This window comes from Antribacter soli (assembly GCF_021568775.1).
Classification (GTDB): Bacteria; Actinomycetota; Actinomycetes; order Actinomycetales; family Cellulomonadaceae; genus Antribacter; species Antribacter soli.
The window spans coordinates 50115-66934 of sequence record NZ_JAKGSG010000040.1 but is presented as its reverse complement, the minus strand read 5'-3'; the positions used below and the strand labels follow the sequence as shown (position 1 = coordinate 66934).

Below are 16820 nucleotides of genomic sequence, written 5' to 3'. Positions count from 1 at the left end.
GGACCGGCCGGCGCGGAGAGGGGGCGACATGCGGTTCGAGGTCGACAGCGAGCAGGTCGGCATGGCGAGCGCCGCCGTGGCGGGGTCCGTCGCGGCCGTGCGAGCGGAGGTCGGCGGCCTGGTGCGGAACCTGGACGGCCTGCAGGCGAGCTGGCACGGCGGCGCGGCGACCGCGTTCGGCGGCGCCGTCACGCAGTGGCGGGGGGCCCAGGCCCAGGTGGAGGCCGCACTGGACGCGATCCAGGCTGCCCTGGCCGCTACCGCCCAGACCTACGCGGACGCGGAGGCGGCGGCGACGCGGCTGTTCACGTGAGGTGAGGTCCCGGCCCGGGCGGCGAGCACCGGCCGCGGCGGAGGCCGACGCGCAGACGGCGGAGGCCGACGCGCAGACGGCGGAGGCCGACGCGCAGACGGCGGAGGCCGCCTCCCCGAGGGGGAGACGGCCTCCGCAGAGGTCAGGCGTGGATCAGAAGTCCATGCCGCCCATGTCGCCACCGCCGGCCGGTGCGCTGACCTTCTCCGGCTTGTCGGCCACGACGGCCTCGGTGGTGAGGAACAGCGCGGCGATCGACGCGGCGTTCTGCAGCGCGGAGCGCGTGACCTTGACCGGGTCGTTGACGCCCGCGGCCAGCAGGTCCTCGTACACGCCGGTCGCGGCGTTCAGGCCGTGACCCGACGGGAGGTTGCGCACCTTCTCCGCCACGACGCCGCCCTCGAGGCCGGCGTTGATCGCGATCTGCTTGAGCGGGGCCGAGATGGCGGCGGCAACGATCTGCGCACCGATGGCCTCGTCACCCTCGAGCTCGAGCTTCGCGAACGCGATGGCGCCGGCCTGGATGAGGGCCACGCCACCACCGGCGACGATGCCCTCCTCGACGGCAGCCTTGGCGTTGCGCACGGCGTCCTCGATGCGGTGCTTGCGCTCCTTGAGCTCCACCTCGGTCGCGGCACCGGCCTTGATGACGGCCACGCCGCCGGCCAGCTTCGCGAGGCGCTCCTGGAGCTTCTCACGGTCGTAGTCGGAGTCCGACTTCTCGATCTCGCCGCGGATCTGGTTCACGCGACCGGCGATGAGGTCGGCGTCGCCGGAGCCCTCGACGATCGTGGTCTCGTCCTTGGTCACGACGACCTTGCGGGCCTGGCCGAGCAGGTCGAGCGTCGCGTTCTCCAGCTTGAGGCCCACCGTCTCGGTGATGACCTGGCCGCCGGTGAGGATCGCGATGTCCTGCAGCATGGCCTTGCGGCGGTCGCCGAAGCCCGGGGCCTTGACGGCGACGGACTTGAACGTGCCGCGGATCTTGTTCAGCACGAGGGTCGCAAGGGCCTCGCCCTCGACGTCCTCGGCGATGATGAGGAGCGAGCGACCGGCCTTCATGACCTGGTCGAGGATCGGCAGCATGTCCTTGACGTTCGTGATCTTCGACTCGACGATCAGGACGTACGGGTCCTCGAGCACGGCCTCCTGGCGCTCGGGGTCCGTCTCGAAGTAGCGCGCGAGGAAGCCCTTGTCGAAGCGCATGCCCTCGGTGAGCTCGAGCTCAAGGCCGAAGGTGTTGGACTCCTCGACCGTGATCACGCCCTCCTTGCCGACCTTGTCGAGTGCCTCGGCGATGAGCTCGCCGATGGCGGTGTCGCCGGCGGAGATGGCGGCCGTGGCGGCGATCTCCTCCTTGGTCTCGACCTCCTTGGCGGCGTTGAGCAGCTGCTCGGTGACGGCCTCGACGGCCTTCTCGATGCCGCGCTTGACGGCGATCGGGTTGGCGCCGGCGGCGACGACCCGCAGGCCCTCCTTGACGAGCGCCTGCGCGAGCACGGTCGCAGTGGTGGTGCCGTCGCCCGCGACGTCGTCCGTCTTCTTGGCGACCTCCTTGACGAGCTCGGCACCGATCTTCTCGAGCGGCTCCTCGAGCTCGATCTCCTTGGCGATGGAGACACCGTCGTTGGTGATGGTCGGCGCGCCCCACTTCTTGTCGAGCACGACGTTGCGGCCCTTCGGGCCGAGCGTGACCTTCACGGTGTCGGCGAGGATGTTGAGCCCTCGCTCCATGCCCCGACGAGCCTCCTCGTCGAACGCAATGATCTTGGCCATGGGGATGAATCCTCCGCTGGTGGCTTGTACCGGCCGGCCGGTGCCCGCGACGGACGGCCCGTCACCCCTACGACCATGTCTCGCCGGGGCGGCGCGCCTCACCTTTCGACCGTGCTGTCACTCTCGGTCCGAGAGTGCTAACCCATTATTGGCACTCTCGGGGTGCGAGTGCAAGGCGCCCGGCGTGGGGGCCAGCGACGGCGCCGACCGCACGTCGAAGTCCCGCACGAGCGCCCGCCGCGCGGCGTGCCACCCGCCCATCCCGTGTACTCCCGGCCCCGGCGGCACGGACGCCGAGCACAGGTACACGCCCTCCGCGCCGCCCGCGTACGGGTCCCACCGGCCGGCAGCGCCGGGCAGTCCGAGGTAGCGGCCCAGGGTCGCGGCGCCGGCGGCGATGTCGCCACCCACGTAGTTGGCGTTGTGGTCGGCGATGCGGTCGGCCGGGGTGCAGCGCGCGGCGACGACGAGGTCCCGGAACCCGGGAGCGAACCGCTCGATCTGCGCCGTCACCTCCTCGGTCACGTCGCGCGACGAGAACGCCGGCACGTGCGCGTACGTCCACAACGGCCGCAGCCCGCCGACCTCGCGCGCCGGGTCGGTGACGGCCGGGTCGCTCAGCAGGGCCACGGGCCGCTCCGCATGATGACCCCTCGCAACGGCCGCCTCGGCGGCGGCCACCTCGGTCCGCGTCCCGCCGAGGTGGACGGTCCCGGCCAGCTCGACCCCTGGCGCCGCCCAGGGCACCGGCCCCGACAGCACGAAGTCCACCTTCGCGACCCCGTTGCCGTGCCGGAACGCCCCCAGGGAGCGGCGCGGCCGCCGCCCCAGGCGGCCCCCGAGGATCTGCGCCACAGCGCCGGGAGCCGTGTCGAAGAGGTACGCCCGCGCGGGCGGCAGGTCGCGCCCGGTCCGGACGGGACGCTCGGTCTCGATCTCGCCGCCGTGCGCGACGAGGTCCGCGACGAGTGCCGCCGTGATCGCCCCCGACCCGCCCACGGGCAGCGGCCACCCGCCCGGCCCGTGGGCGAGCGCGGCCAGGAGGAGGGCCGCGCCGGCCGCGGCCGCCGACGGCACCCGCGCGATCCCGTGGGCCGCCACCCCCGCCAGCAGCGCGGGTGCCAGGTCGCCCGAGAACCGGCGCACGTCGCGCCCGGTTCCGAGCTCCAGCAGCCCGGTGCCGTATCGCAGCGCGGCGCGCACGCCGGCCACCGTCGGGCCCCGGTGCACCGCCTCGCCGTGGGCGGGACTCGGCCCGGGCACCCCGAGGCTTCCCGTCATGCCCGTCACCGTGCGCTTGTCGCCGAGGACCAGCGCCGCGACGTGCTCCCACGACTCGGCGAGCGTTCCGATCAGCGCGCGCCAGGCGGGTCCGTCGGGCCCGAGCCCTGCGACGGTGCGGTCGAGGTCGTGGAACGCGAGGGCGGCGCGGCCGCCGTCGAGCGGCTGGGCGTAGGAGACCTCGGGGACGCGCAGCTCCACCCCGCGGGCGGGCAGGTCGAAGGCGCTGAAGAAGGGCGACGCCCACGCCATCGGGTGGACGGCCGAGCAGAGGTCGAAGAGGAGCTCGGGCCTCGTCGGCGCACCCGGCTCGGTGCTCGGGTCCGTGCCCGCTGGGGGCGCTACGCCCGGGGCGACGGGACCGGCGTCGGGCAGCGTGAAACCCATGGCGGAGGCGGAGAGCGTGCGGGCGCCCCCGCCGGCCGTGGGCTGCGCCTCCAGCACGCGGACGCGGAGCCCCGCGCGGGCAAGTGTCACGGCGGCGGCCAGCCCGTTGGGCCCGGAGCCGACGACGACGGCGTCTAGCAGCGTCATGCTCCCATCACAACACCGTCGGCGGTGCTTGTCAGACGCGTCACAACACCGTCGGCGGTGCTTGTCAGACGCGCCGGCGACGGTGCCGGGCTCCTGACGACCCTCTGTGCCCGCGCGGCGTGCGTGGTCGCCGCCCCGGGGACGAGGGGCCGGGCGACGGGCGGGTGGCCCCGCCCGTCGGCCCGTCGGTCACAGCGGGCGGACCTGCTCCGCCTGCGGGCCCTTCTGCCCCTGACCCACCTCGAACTCGACCTGCTGGCCCTCGTCAAGGGTGCGGTAGCCGTCGGTCTCGATCGCGCTGTAGTGGACGAAAAGGTCCTGACCACCGGAGGTGGGGGTGATGAAGCCATACCCCTTCTCGGCGTTGAACCACTTGACGGTGCCCACGGCCATGTACTTCTCCTACCTCTCGCACGGGACATGCGGTCGACCCGTGGTGATTCGAGCCTAGTGGTCCGACTCACACCACGGAAGCAACATTGTCGCGGATGCCCGATTTAGCGCACAGCGAACGCGCAGGTCAGGCCGGTTGGGACACGCCGGGCCGACGCGCCGGTAAGGACATATCACGGACTGCGATATTCGCCGGTCGGGCAACGCGTCACGCAATGAGTCCGCCGAAGCGGAACGCGCCGAAGGTGAACCGAACGCGGGCACCCGGATATGCCGGGTGCCCGCGTTCAGTTCACCTTCGGCGCGTCCTGCACTTCGCTTCGCCGCCGGCACGACCTCAGGGGATCGGCGTGACGATCACGACCCAGACCGCCTGGGCCGAGTCGGTCACGTCCTCCGACTCCTGGAGGTTCGTGATGCCGAGGGCCTGCGCGACCGCGGTTGCCGTGTCCGCCCGGTCCGCGCCGTACAGCACGGTGTTCGCAGGGTTGGCGGCCACCATCTCGTCGCCCGCCGTCTCGGCGGCGATCTCACCGGTGAAGCCCGCTCCCTGCAGCTTCTCGACCGTGCTACCCGCGACGCCCTGCTGTCCCGAGGCGTTGTAGACAGCCATGACCGCCGCCAGGTTCGCCTGAGCGGGGTCGCCCGGATAGGTGGGTGCCGGGGGCTCCGCCGCCGGCGTGGGGCTGGCGGACGCCGCCGGGTCGGCGGGCGCGCTCGCCGAGGCGGACGGGTCCGGCGACGCGGAGGCGCCGGGCGTCTCCGCCTGGGCCGCACCCGGGTCGCCGTTCAGAAGCGTGATGCCGCCCCAGGCGACGCCGGCGCAGATCACCGCGACGAGAAGGAACGGCCAGACCGAGCTCCACCCGCTGCGCGGCGCGCGGTGCACGCCCACCGGGGCGCCGCCGGGCACGGCGACGTCGAACTCGTCAGGCGGGTACGGGTACGTGCTCTTGGTCACGGCCCACAGGGTAGCGTCTCCGGATGGGGTTTCAGGCCTTGCCATCCGCGAGGCGACGGGCGGAACGGGCCCGCTGACGGGTGGAACGCACGCGTCGCAGGCGCCTGACCAGCATCGGGTCGTGCGCGAGGGCCGCCGAAGAATCGACAAGAGCGTTGAGGACCTGGTAATAGCGCGTCGCGGACATACCGAACAACTCCCGCACTGCCTCCTCCTTCGCGCCGGCGTACTTCCACCACTGACGCTCGAAGGCGAGGATCTCGCGGTCGCGGTCGGTCAGGCCGTCGGCACCGGGCTCCTGCGCCGTCTCGTGGTCCGCCTCCTGCGCCGTCTCGGTCTCCGCGCCCGGCGCGGCCTCGACGACGGCGGCCGAGGGCTCCGCGCTCGGCACGGGAACGTCCGCTGCGAGCAGCTGGACGGTCCCCACCACCTCGCCGACCTGGTTCTCGCTGTCGGTCTCGGGTGCGGTCGCCGTCGTCTTGCTCATCCCCCCACAGTAGGACCGAAGAACACCCATGTCATTCACCTCTTGTTCGCCTCCCGCCCGCCTCCCGAGCACCCCGCCCACCCGCGCCGGCGGTGCGGGGGTGCTTGTCGGTGGCGGCGAGTAGCCTCACGCCCGTGGAGACGACGACTCAGCAGCCCGCCCCGACCCAGCCCCCTGCCGGCGCCGTGACGGCGGACCGCCCGCCCTTGTCGCAGGTCATCGCACCCGACTGGGCTCACGTCCTGCGGGGCGTGGAGGGCCAGATCCACGCCATGGGTGACTTCCTGCGCGCCGAGTCGGCGGCCGGCCGGGCCTACCTCCCAGCGCCCGGCGACATCCTGGCCGCGTTCCAGCGCCCGTTCGGGGACGTGCGGGTGCTCGTCGTCGGCCAGGACCCGTACCCGACGCCCGGTCACCCGATGGGCCTGTCGTTCTCCGTCCAGCCGAACGTGCGGCCGATCCCGAAGTCCCTGGTCAACATCTTCAAGGAGCTTCAGGCGGACCTCGGCCTGCCCCTGCCCGCCAACGGCGACCTGCGGCCGTGGGCCGACCAGGGCGTGATGCTGCTGAACAGGGTCCTCACGGTGCAGCCGGGCGAGCCGGGCTCGCACCGCGGCAAGGGCTGGGAGGCGGTGACCGAGGCGGCGATCCGCGCGCTGGTCGCGCGGGGCGGGCCGCTGGTCGCGATCCTGTGGGGTCGCGACGCACAGTCGCTCAAGCCTTGGCTGGGCGACGTGCCGTACATCGAGAGTGCCCACCCGTCACCGTTGTCGGCGAGCCGCGGCTTCTTCGGCTCCCGTCCCTTCTCGCGGGTGAACGGGCTGCTCGAGGCGCAGGGCGCGGCCCCGGTGGACTGGGCCCTCCCGACGCCCTGACGTCCCGCTCTACGGTCCACGTCCTGGTCCGACGTCGGACGGTTCGCCCGTGCGTCGTCGGACCAGGTGACAGGCAAGCGGACACTTGCCTATGATGGCGGGGTGGGCGACGTCTTCAAGGCTCTGGCCGACCCGACCCGGCGAGCGCTCCTCGACGAGCTGGCTGCGCGTGACGGGCAGACCCTGTTCGAGCTCTGCGGCCGGCTCATGACCCGGCACGGCCTGAGCTCGTCGCGCCAGGCAATCTCGCAGCACCTCGATGTGCTCGAGTCGGCCGGGCTCGTCCACACCCGGCGCGAGGGCCGGTACAAGTTCCACGACCTCGACACCACGCCGCTGCGCGAGATCACGCGACGGTGGCCCGTCCCGAAGGAGTGACCATGCGCATCAATGTCTGCAGCGTGCTCGTCGACGACCAGGACAAGGCCCTGCGCTTCTACACCCAGGTGCTCGGTTTCGTGAAGAAGACCGAGGTCCCGGTGAGCGACGAGTACCGCTGGCTCACGGTCGTCGGCCCCGGTGAGCCCGATGGCGTCGAACTCCTGCTCGAGCCGGACAGCCACCCGGCCGTCCGCCCGTTCAAGGAGGCTCTCGTTGCCGACGGCATCCCGTTCACGTCGTTCGCCGTCGAAGACGTGCAGGCCGAGTACGACCGGCTCACCGCGCTCGGCGTCGTCTTCACGCAGCCGCCCACCGAGATGGGACCGGTGACCACGGCCGTCCTGGACGACACGTGCGGCAACCTGATCCAGATCGCCGAGATGTCGGCCTGACCGGCACGCGAGCACGCTTCTGCCGCTCCAGGGCGGCCCTGGATGAGTTCGCAAGATCACCACCGGCCGGGCCCCACGAGGGCCTGCGCCTGAGGCAACATAGGGGCGTGAGCACGACGACGCACCCCGAACCGGACGCCACGAGCACTCCGCCGACCACCCCCATCCGCTGGGAGCGCTACGTCGCGATCGGCGACTCCTTCACGGAGGGCCTGTGGGACCCGCACCCCGGGCTCGACGACACCCAGCGCGGCTGGGCCGACCGGCTCGCGGAGACGCTCAGCGCGCGGCGCGTCGCCGCCGATGCCGAGCCGCTGCAGTACGCCAACCTCGCGATCCGGGGCCGCCTCCTGCGCTCGATCCTCGCCGAACAGCTGCCGGTCGCGCTGGAGGCGAAGCCCGACCTCGTGTCGCTCGTGGGCGGCGGCAACGACATCCTGCGGCCCGCTGCCGACATCGACGCCCTGAGCGGCGTGCTCGAGGATGCCGTGGCCACCATCCGGGCGACCGGCGCCGACGTGCTCCTGGCGACCGGCTTCAAGGCAGGCGGCGCGCTGAGCTGGACGAACGGCCGCGTGGGGGTCTACAACGCGAACCTCTGGACCATCGCCCGCCGGCACGGCGCGCACGTCCTGGACGTGTGGGGCATGCGTGCGCTGCAGGACCTGCGGGTGTGGTCCGACGACCGCATCCACCTGATCCCCGAAGGCCACCACCGGGTGGCGCAGGCTGCGCTCGTGGGCCTCGGCCTTGAGCCCGATGACGACGAGTGGGACGTGCCGCTTCCCGTCGGCCCGATCGCGACGCTCGCCGAGCGGGCCCGCGCGAATGCCGCGTGGGCTCGCATGCACGTGGCGCCGTGGATCAGGCGACGGCTGACGGGCGCGTCGAGCGGCGACGGCCGCACGCCCAAGTGGCCGGCGCCGGAGGCGTGGCCGCACGCCTGACGCCGCTCTCCCGCTGAGCCGGGACCCGACCGGGACAACCCGCGCGATCCGCCGCTCTGACCGAACCCCGCGCCGGAAAGGTTGCGCGTCGCGCGCGATTCTCGCGCTCCCGCCGTAGCCTCGCTTCATGGCTGACATCGCCGAGGAGCTTGCCCGCGCAGACCTGGCCTTCTACGACGTCGAGGGCCACTGGCCCGAGCGTCCGCGCCTCGATCCCGACCTGCGCGCCCGGGTGCGCGAGGTCGCCGAGGCGCTGCTGGCCGAGCGCGACTGATCGGCTCGCGGGCTCTGCCGGCGAGGTTCCGACCCACGGGTCCGAACGTCGCCGGCAGAGGTCCCCGTCAGTCGGCCCAATCGACCTGGTGCGGTGGCACACCGTGCGCAAGGGCATGCTCCTGCGCAGCCCGTCGCCCTGTCGCGTCGCCCTTTCGGTAGCGGAAGGAACGATCTCCGAAGACGACGACATGCTCGGTCTCGTCACGGAAGTCTGCGTACCAGCCGCCGTCGGTCCGGATCGACCGCTCGAGGACCTCCCTCAGCGGATCGACGCTGGGACGTTCGACACTGATCTCCAGCAACGTCCAGACCGGTGGCTGCCTGGGTCCCGGATCGCTCACCCGGAACCGACTCACACAGGTCACGTGCACGCCGTCGACTTCGATGCGGGCATCATCGCGCAGAGACTCGGCGACGATCGATCCAGTGAACATGGGCCCCTCTCGAGTTGGCGTCGTGTGCTCAGGCACTCCCGTCGCCCTGCCGGTCCTGGTCGCTCTCGACCGCAGTGATGCGTTCCTCGAGCCGCCGGACCCGGTCGTACAGGTCCACCAGCGTCGCGCCGTTGGCGACCACGCCGGACCGGTTCTGGTGCCTGCGGACGAAATCTTCGCGGGACTCTCCGGCCGCCTGCTGGAAGCCATTGACGGTCGGCCGGCCCGCCAGCGCCGAGGCCCTCGTGCCGATCTTCTTCTGCTGGCGCGTGATCAGCACGCCACCCAGGATGATCGCGAGCAGCGCGCCCAGCGGGATCAGCAGCCAGACATAGGGGGTTATGGACATGGTGCCAGGCTAGGGCGTCGATGGCGTGGGGTATCCGGACCCGAAGAGCGTGGCGTCGTAACTCGCGCCGGACGGAGCACCTGACAAAGTGGACCGATGCTGAATCAGGTGGCCGACGGCGTCTGGGTCCGGCAGAGCGAGTGGGTCTGGAGCAATGCCACCGTGGTGCGCGGGGATGGTGGGTTGATCCTGGTCGATCCCGGCATCGACGGTTCCGATCTGATCCAGCTCGCCGATGACGTGGACCAGCTCGGCATTCCGGTGGTCGCTGGGTTCTCCACCCATCCCCACTGGGACCACCTGCTCTGGCATTCCCGGTTCGGCGACGTGCAGCGCTACGCCACCCCCGCCGGCGCCCAGGCAGCCAGTGAAGCCCGAGAGCCGGCGCAGAGGATGGCGGCGGACAGCGCATCGGGCATCCCCCTCGAGCTGATCGGGCTCCTCACCCCGCTGCCCGCGGACGGGGGACCCCTGCCGGGCGAGATCGTCGAGCATCAGGCGCACGCCATCGGCCACGCCGCGGTCCTCCTCGCCGACCGTGGCGTCCTGCTCGCCGGCGACATGCTCTCCGACGTCCTGATCCCGCTCCTCGACCCTCGCCGCCCAGATCAGGTGGGCGCCCACGAGACGGCACTCGACCGGCTGGGTGAGGCTGCCCGGCACGTCGATGTCCTGGTCCCGGGCCACGGGGCCGTCGCCGAGGGTCCCGAGGTCGCGGCCCGCCTCGCCGCCGATCATGCCTACATCGACGCGCTGCGGCGAGGAGAGGAACCGGTCGACGCGCGTCTGCGTCAAGGCTGGCTCTCCGGCCCCCACCAGTCGAACCTGGAGCAGGCCCGACACTCATCCGGATGAACTTCGGCGTCATCGCGCCCATGGTCGCCACCCGGAGAGCCTCCGATCGGCGCGCGACGCGGACATCGAAGCGGCAGCACCGAGGCCCGGAATCCGCAGGATTCCGGGCCTCGCTGTCTCGTGTGGAGCCGCCTGTCGGATTCGAACCGACGACCTTCCGTTTCTGGAACGCTTGTTCTCACCCGATTACCGCTGGCGCTCGTCTCGCCTTGTTCGGCGCGGCGGCACGGCTGCGGCCGGTGCCATAGACGCACGTACATGTTCGTTGCGTGCAGACCATTCCGCTGGCTTTCTGCTGGGCCCGCGGACCGCCATGGGCATGGACACTGAGGATGTGACCGACGACGAACCGTTCCAAGGCCTACGGGCGGCGTACGACGTCGACCAGTGGCAGAAGATCCTGAACGCTCACGCTATCCCCGAGCGTCGGCTGCAGACCTCGGGTCACATCCTTGTGCGGGCTCGGATCGCGTGGGAGCACGACGGCGAGCAGTGGATTGACACTGTCGCGTTCGCCTGGACAAGCCGCCTCGTGCTTGTGCAGCTCGTCGACCAGCGCTACCTGTTTCGTGGCGTCTGGCTGGACCCGGGGGACGTCGAGCGCCGCTAGGGCGGTCGGGTCGACCCCTCCAGGGCGGGTTGTGGAATCTCCGAGAAGCCGGCAAGAAGGGTAACCGCGACGACTCCCACAGGCTCCACGCCGCAGAGGCAAGCGCGAGAGGAGAAGGGGCGCCCACCGCCAGGAGTCGAACAAGAAGGGGACGCCCGCGAGGACCGCCCCGAGGGCGGCCAGCGGGAAGCCTCGCGCATTCAAGCGCTGAGCATCCGCGCACCACCCGCACGAGTTGGCAGGGGCTAGTTTCCCCCCGTCAATGGAAGTCATCGGATCGGCCCCCCGGGAACGTCGGATCGGATGCACGCTCACGTCCTGGGCTGTCGAAACTCGACGCATCCGGGCACGAGCGTGCATAATACTTGCATGTTCATGCTCCGGTTCACCGTCCAGAACCATGGGAGCTTCCGTGACGAAGCGGAGCTCAGCCTGGTTCGAAGCAGTCTGCAGACAAGCCTGCCGAAGAACGGATCCTGGGAGCCGTACGTTGCGTCAATTGCGGCGATCTACGGTGCGAACGCCTCGGGAAAGTCACAGTTCGTCGACGCCATCCTCTATTTCAAGACGATCATCGCGGAATCCGCCACTTCGTGGTCTACCAGAAAGACGTTGGGCAGGTCGCACTTTCGACTCGACCACACTTCTGGGAAAGAGCCTTCAACATACGTAATGGACTTCCTGCACAACGGTGTCCGTCACGAATATGGGTTCTCTGTCACGCGTGATGCCGTGATCGAGGAGTGGCTCTACTCGTATCCGACCGGCCGGAAGAGGATCCTCTTCGAGAGGAATGGTCATGACCTCAACTTTGGGCGCGCGCTTGGCGGTGGCGAAGCGCTCTTGCGTCAAGCCCTGGGTCAGAGGGAACTTGTGCTCTCCAAAGGTCGGGTGGTGGGGAACGACCAACTTGGTGACCTTTGCAGCGCAATTGTCGACGGAATCGACGTTGCCAAGTTCGGTGAATCGGATCGCTTCACTCGCTTGCAATCGCTGATTGAAGAGGTCACCACCGGGGACTTTCGTATTGAGGATCTCCGAACGATGCTTAAGGTGGCCGACGTGGGGATCGCCGGTGCACAGGTAAAGGTCAACGAACGGCACCCCAAGGAGCTGCGAGTTCTCCGGGCGGTTTTCGAGGCGGTGCAGGAATCAGAAATCAGCGAGGAGGAGTTGGATAAGATCGCCGCCGAGGCTGCACGTGTGCTGCTCTTTGAGCACATCGGGGCCGACCATGACATCTACTCCCTGCCATCGGATCTGCAAAGTACAGGGACGCTGACGTGGCTCTCCCTCGCAGCCCCCGCGATTTCAGCGATGCGGCGCGGTACTCTATTCGTTGTTGACGAGTTGGACGCCAGCCTTCATCCCCAGCTCGCTCAGGTGATGATCCGAATGTTCGCCGACCCTGAAACCAATCCCCGACGTGCCCAGCTGATATTCACGACGCACGACACGTACTTTCTGTCGCCTACGTCTGAGTTGAACATATCCCCTGAAGAAGTCTTCTTTGTTGAAAAGGGGCGCGACGGTGCAAGTTCGATATTTTCCCTCGCCGACTTCCCACACAGAAGCGACCACAACTACTCGCGTCGGTACCTGCAGGGCCGATATGGGGCGGTTCCGGCAGTTGCGCCAGCATTCCTCGCTTCGCTTATCGAGCGAAATGCAATCCCTGAGGCCGCAACCGGGGAGCGCGGTTGATGGCCGCAAAGCGGGGTCGTAGTATTCAACGGCCGAACCGGCCACGCAAAGAACGGACTCGGATTCTCATTGTCGCCGAGGGACCCGTAACCGAGAGGCAGTATCTCCAGGGCCTAGTTCAACACTTTCGCAGGAGTGGAATCAGCGTCCGCGGACTTGATGTGAAAGGTCTGGGACAGGACCCTGAGAGGATCGTTCAACGTGCTATTGATGACCGCGATCGGGCCATAGGCGCCAATGAGGCCTTCGACGAGGTCTGGGCTGTCGTTGATGTTGACGAACATGCGAGCTTAGACAAGGCAATCGCACTAGCACGGAAACACAAGATTCCGATGGTCATTTCCAATCCCTGCTTTGAGATCTGGCTATTGTGGCATCATGAAGACTGTCGAAGGCATGAGACTCCCAAGTCGCTCAGCCGCCGACTGGAGAACTTCGGAATCGTCGACAAGAGCATTCCGTCAAATTTTCCGTACGGGAAGTTCGGCGACGCGATCCGGCGGGCGGTGGAAGCTGGGAACCCTGGGAGAACGAACATGGGCGGCAACCCTTCGACTTCGATGCCGGACCTGGTTGCCACCCTCCATCGGGAATGAGTCGAAGTCGTCGAGTCCTGTCAAAGCTTTCCAGCGCGTTTCTGGCGCCAAAGACTCTTCTCGTTCGCGAGCGACAGGGCGAAGCATCCCCGTCACGTTGCGTGGTCAACAGCTAGCGATCCGCTAATCTCGCCCGCCTGCCCACCGCCAGGCCGGCCAGATCCTTCGTAGCCCCTCATTCTAGAAGTGGCGGTCTCGTCGCTTTTCCGCCGGGTCTCGACGCCTCTCGTTCGGCGCACTCAGTGGCTGACGCCAGTGCCATAGATGCCCGTACCTGCTCGTTCGATGCTGGGGCATTGCGCTGGGTTTCTGCTGGGTTGGACCCCCGCTACCGCTTAGGTCTCGTCCGCTGTCAACCCGATCCGCTTAGCTACGCGATCGAGCACCGCCTGCGCACCCTTTTCACGGCTGGACTGGACCAGTGAAACGGCGTCCTCTATCACCCCGCGGTCCAAGTGCTCGTTCGCTAAGGACTCCTCTTGCAGCCAGTACGCGGCCGCAAGAGCCGCGAGACTCGTGAGCTTGTGCCCCTGGGCGGACTCCACCGCCTGACGGTACGCGGCTCGGCCCCGATCGATATTGCCAGATCGAAACTCGATCAGGCCTTGAGTGGCAGTGAATGACACGTCGTCTCCCGGTGCGAGTACGAGCAACTGACGAGCGCGTTCCAGGAGTGTGGTGGCCTCAGCCAACTCGCCGAGATTCGCAGCCGCAAATGCCGCGTTGTTCCAGAGGATCGCGTTATCTGGATTGGCAATCAGACCAGATTGCGCGGCCCTCCTGGACGTCTCGAAGTCCTCAAGGCCAACGGACGCCAAATATGACAGGTGCATAGCCGCGTCCGGGTCGAAGAGCTGATCGGCCTGCCACTTTTGTGCCGCGGACGCCGCTGGCTCCCATTCGCCACGGTCAAGGAGATCCAGCGCCTGGGCCTCGTGGCTGCCAGGAACCTCGACCATGGATTCCGGAAGTTCGAAAGCAGATCGCTGAGCCTCGAACTCTGCCTGAGCTACCGCGTTCTCGGTAGGGTTCTCCAGGCCTAGAGTGATCAGCCTTCTCCCGGACTTCCGGTTCCCAGAACTAAATTCAAGGCTCGCGAGACCGCATGCCAGTTCACTTGTGTCGCGCGCAGCATGCGAGCCGTCTAGCAAGCGCCCGGCACGCCGCATGAACGACCGCGGCGCATCACCCAGGATCGTAGCCACGGCGATATCGGCGGAAACGATCCACGGGTCCGACCATCGCTCTGCCCTATTGAGCACCCAACGGGCGCGATCGGGCTCGCCGACATGCACGTAGAACCGTGCAGCGGACCGGACGACGAAACGGTTTCGCGGCGCGAGGGACAATGCGACGGAGATGGACCGGTGAGCCCGTGCGAGTTCTCCAGACTCAGTTTGAGCGAGCGCAAGATCGGTCCACACGACGGCATTCCGCGGCGACCTCGCCAACACTTTCCGCGCATCTCTGACCACCACCCGGGGGTCGATCGGCGGTGGTGGAGCCGTTAGAACCAGTTCCTCCGCACTCCGCTCGGGATCGTATCGCCGCGCCGCTTCGTCGGCGACACTCCGCAGCGAGGTATCGGCACCCTCCGTGTCGATCACATGGCGCGCGATCCTCACTGCCCTGCGAGGATCCACCTGACCCTCAAGCACGCGGCTCAACAGGTCACTAGCCAGGTACCGCCCGGGGTGCAACTCAAACGATGCCAGGTCCGCCTCGATCTGGACGCGCGTCCGGGCGTCAAGATGGGCGGGGCCGGGGCTCTGTTCGCCGTCTGGTCCAAAGATGCCCAGTTCGCCGTTCCTCAAAGTGCGCGCGAATGCCCGCCATCGCGGCACTACATGTCGGTCTTCGGACACACGGAGGAGCACGCCCATTACCAGTTCGCCTTTACGAGCAGTTCGGCACGACGGGACAGCAGGTCGAACTCGGAAACGATCCGATTCATGGCGTACGGCTCGCCCCTGCGCCTTGACTCGGGATGGCCCCGATTCTCAATATCAGGGTCGGTGAGATTGGATATCAGCGAAGCAATTCTTCCCGCGAGGGGGCCTCCAATCTCGGCCTCTATCTGCTGGACGGCTGTGGCATGTGCGGCTTGCACGTACGGTAGAACCTCGTCGTAATCGCCTTGCCAGTTGTGCCAATTGTGGACGGGGTGCAGGAGGGCATGGAGGCGCGCGTTGAACGAGACACCCGTGAGGATGAAAGAGGCGAGGTTGCCAACCTGGTAGATGTCGCACGCCAAACGTCGCTTTTCAAACGAGTCGTGGGCCTCGCGATACAGTTGCTCCGGCGGCGCGTATGCCGGGTCTCCTGCGATCGTAAGGGAATCGTGCCAGGCCGCCACGTTTCGGTCACTTGCCCTGCCGAGATCCGCGAGCTTCGAGTCATTTGCATTTGGCGAATTGCTTCCAAAAACAAGAAGATTGCTCGGCTTAATGTCCTGGTGCGCTACACCGATGCCATGGAGCTGCGCCGCCCCTGTTGCCGCATTGTGCGCGAGTCGCAATTTGACCACAAGATCGAGACTCTGTGAGAGATCCAGCGCCTTCCGCACATCGGATTCGGCAAGCTCGAAGACGATGTACGATACCGGCACAAACCCCCACGCGGCCGTATACACAGATCCGTGCGAATAGGCCCTTACGATCTTGCTTAGACGCCCGGCACTGCATCGCTCCACGAGTTGACGCTCAAAGGTATAAGCCTCCGTCATCGCCTGCATGGTCGCCGGTGGGTCGGGGGTTGAGAGCGCATATTCGTAGTTCAGTACTTTAATAAATCCTTGGCGGCCCTGTGCGTCAGAACCCTTGTATGAGAGTGAGAAATTTCCGCCGGTCTGTGCAGCAGTCATCACGACTTCTGAGTCGATTCGCCAGCCATCGTTCAATTGGAGTCCGACGATCGCACTAGGAAGCGGCGCAATTGGTGTGCTCATGGTTCCTTCATTAGATGGCCCGGTCCGAGCGTGCAGCACGTCCTCGGTACGGTACCCGCGAACGGCACTGATGCCACGGATCTGGGGCGACGATTCACCCGTACTCGGGCCTGCGCGCGACTCCCAGCGCGTCACGGGAGGGACAGTCGATCGGGCGCGGGGCGCACTCGGCCAACGCTACGCGCCGCGAACGGCCATGGCGATCAGTGCTGCGGCCGTTTCGGGCGCGAACCGACCCGTGTTGATTGCAAGGTCCGCGCCGAGGAGGCGAGGCGTGTTGTCCCACACCCTCAACCGCTCCTGGACGTCCTTCGCTCCTCGGCCTGTGAGGCGTTCCGCCGTCGTCTCGCGAGGGCACCACAGGTCAACGACAACCCACGCCGGACCAGCGGCGCGTTGGATTGCCTCGACAGCGGCCGGTTGGCCGACATGTACCACCGGTGACCCGTCGGCAAGAGCCGACCGGAGGGACGGCCCATCGATGGCGTAGACAGCTCCGTACGCCCGGTTCTCCCAGATCACGTGCCCCGCAACCCGCAGTTGGTCCAGCTCCTCCGCGCTGGTGAGTCTGTAGCCCTCTCGCCGACCCGACCCGACCTTGATCCGCGCGTAGTGCTGGAACCTGTCCGAGAGCTTCGTGAGCGCCCGCTCGATGGTGTCCTTCCCGGCGGCGGGCGGGCCGTAGAGGATCACGCCCACGGAGCCGCCT

At 68.2% G+C, this 16820-nt stretch carries 20 protein-coding genes; 10 read left to right on the top strand and 10 right to left on the bottom strand.

Features of this window, described 5'->3' with window-relative positions:
- The first annotated feature begins 28 nt into the window (after nt 1-28).
- Complete coding sequence (locus L1785_RS14620) at nt 29-313, top strand: WXG100 family type VII secretion target (RefSeq protein ID WP_236090004.1); 285 nt, start codon at nt 29-31, stop codon at nt 311-313.
- 153 nt (nt 314-466) lie between these two features.
- Here L1785_RS14620 and groL read toward each other — a convergent pair whose 3' ends face one another.
- The 5 genes from groL to L1785_RS14595 all read right to left on the bottom strand — a co-directional run bounded on the left by groL (nt 467) and on the right by L1785_RS14595 (nt 5538).
- The gene (groL, locus tag L1785_RS14615; protein WP_236090003.1) at nt 467-2089 is read right to left on the bottom strand and encodes a chaperonin GroEL; all 1623 of its coding nucleotides are present in this window, start codon (nt 2087-2089) and stop codon (nt 467-469) included.
- A gap of 117 nt (nt 2090-2206) precedes the next feature.
- Nucleotides 2207-3904, bottom strand: coding sequence for a phytoene desaturase family protein (locus tag L1785_RS14610; RefSeq protein ID WP_236090002.1), 1698 nt, complete (start codon nt 3902-3904; stop codon nt 2207-2209).
- Between the two features lie 189 nt (nt 3905-4093).
- On the bottom strand, nt 4094-4297 hold the full coding sequence (locus L1785_RS14605) for a cold-shock protein (RefSeq protein WP_236090001.1): 204 nt from the start codon (nt 4295-4297) through the stop codon (nt 4094-4096).
- Between the two features lie 337 nt (nt 4298-4634).
- Nucleotides 4635-5258: a LytR C-terminal domain-containing protein gene (locus tag L1785_RS23255; protein ID WP_236090000.1), complete on the bottom strand. Its 624-nt coding sequence runs from the start codon at nt 5256-5258 to the stop codon at nt 4635-4637.
- 31 nt (nt 5259-5289) lie between these two features.
- Entirely contained in the window at nt 5290-5538 is a 249-nt protein-coding gene (locus tag L1785_RS14595) for a DUF3263 domain-containing protein (protein WP_236090075.1), read from the bottom strand.
- A gap of 413 nt (nt 5539-5951) precedes the next feature.
- On the opposite strand from L1785_RS14595, the gene L1785_RS14590 reads away from it, so the two are divergent.
- The 5 genes from L1785_RS14590 (at nt 5952) to L1785_RS14570 (ending at nt 8614) form a co-directional block, all read left to right on the top strand.
- The gene (locus L1785_RS14590) at nt 5952-6620 is read left to right on the top strand and encodes a uracil-DNA glycosylase (RefSeq protein ID WP_236090074.1); all 669 of its coding nucleotides are present in this window, start codon (nt 5952-5954) and stop codon (nt 6618-6620) included.
- 102 nt (nt 6621-6722) lie between these two features.
- On the top strand, nt 6723-6998 hold the full coding sequence (locus L1785_RS14585; protein WP_236089999.1) for an ArsR/SmtB family transcription factor: 276 nt from the start codon (nt 6723-6725) through the stop codon (nt 6996-6998).
- A gap of 2 nt (nt 6999-7000) precedes the next feature.
- Complete coding sequence (locus tag L1785_RS14580; RefSeq protein WP_236089998.1) at nt 7001-7393, top strand: VOC family protein; 393 nt, start codon at nt 7001-7003, stop codon at nt 7391-7393.
- Between the two features lie 107 nt (nt 7394-7500).
- Nucleotides 7501-8340, top strand: a complete 840-nt coding sequence (locus L1785_RS14575; protein WP_236089997.1) for an SGNH/GDSL hydrolase family protein — start codon at nt 7501-7503, stop codon at nt 8338-8340.
- Nucleotides 8341-8467: 127 nt separating this feature from the next.
- Nucleotides 8468-8614 (top strand): hypothetical protein, encoded by a 147-nt coding sequence (locus tag L1785_RS14570; RefSeq protein WP_236089996.1) that lies wholly within the window; start codon nt 8468-8470, stop codon nt 8612-8614.
- A 67-nt stretch (nt 8615-8681) separates the two neighbouring features.
- Here L1785_RS14570 and L1785_RS14565 read toward each other — a convergent pair whose 3' ends face one another.
- Entirely contained in the window at nt 8682-9050 is a 369-nt protein-coding gene (locus tag L1785_RS14565) for a hypothetical protein (RefSeq protein ID WP_236089995.1), read from the bottom strand.
- A 28-nt stretch (nt 9051-9078) separates the two neighbouring features.
- Nucleotides 9079-9399: a hypothetical protein gene (locus L1785_RS14560; protein WP_236089994.1), complete on the bottom strand. Its 321-nt coding sequence runs from the start codon at nt 9397-9399 to the stop codon at nt 9079-9081.
- 108 nt (nt 9400-9507) lie between these two features.
- Here L1785_RS14560 and L1785_RS14555 point away from each other — a divergent pair, with 108 nt between their 5' ends.
- From L1785_RS14555 to L1785_RS23405, 4 genes are all read left to right on the top strand, one after another.
- Nucleotides 9508-10254, top strand: a complete 747-nt coding sequence (locus L1785_RS14555; protein WP_236089993.1) for an MBL fold metallo-hydrolase — start codon at nt 9508-9510, stop codon at nt 10252-10254.
- Nucleotides 10255-10588: 334 nt separating this feature from the next.
- Nucleotides 10589-10864 (top strand): hypothetical protein, encoded by a 276-nt coding sequence (locus tag L1785_RS14550; RefSeq protein WP_236089992.1) that lies wholly within the window; start codon nt 10589-10591, stop codon nt 10862-10864.
- Nucleotides 10865-11233: 369 nt separating this feature from the next.
- On the top strand, nt 11234-12568 hold the full coding sequence (locus tag L1785_RS14545) for an AAA family ATPase (RefSeq protein ID WP_236089991.1): 1335 nt from the start codon (nt 11234-11236) through the stop codon (nt 12566-12568).
- The gene (locus L1785_RS23405) at nt 12568-13164 is read left to right on the top strand and encodes an RloB family protein (RefSeq protein ID WP_372461869.1); all 597 of its coding nucleotides are present in this window, start codon (nt 12568-12570) and stop codon (nt 13162-13164) included. The genes L1785_RS14545 and L1785_RS23405 overlap by 1 nt, the downstream gene beginning before the upstream one ends.
- A 335-nt stretch (nt 13165-13499) precedes the next feature.
- On the opposite strand, the gene L1785_RS14540 is transcribed toward L1785_RS23405, so the two are convergent.
- The 3 genes from L1785_RS14540 to L1785_RS14530 all read right to left on the bottom strand — a co-directional run bounded on the left by L1785_RS14540 (nt 13500) and on the right by L1785_RS14530 (nt 16810).
- A complete protein-coding gene (locus L1785_RS14540; RefSeq protein WP_236089990.1) occupies nt 13500-14771 on the bottom strand; it encodes a tetratricopeptide repeat protein in 1272 nt (423 codons plus the stop codon).
- A gap of 275 nt (nt 14772-15046) precedes the next feature.
- Nucleotides 15047-16111, bottom strand: coding sequence for a protein kinase domain-containing protein (locus tag L1785_RS14535; protein ID WP_236089989.1), 1065 nt, complete (start codon nt 16109-16111; stop codon nt 15047-15049).
- Nucleotides 16112-16288: 177 nt separating this feature from the next.
- Nucleotides 16289-16810, bottom strand: a complete 522-nt coding sequence (locus tag L1785_RS14530; RefSeq protein WP_236089988.1) for a nucleoside/nucleotide kinase family protein — start codon at nt 16808-16810, stop codon at nt 16289-16291.
- Nucleotides 16811-16820: the final 10 nt, after the last annotated feature.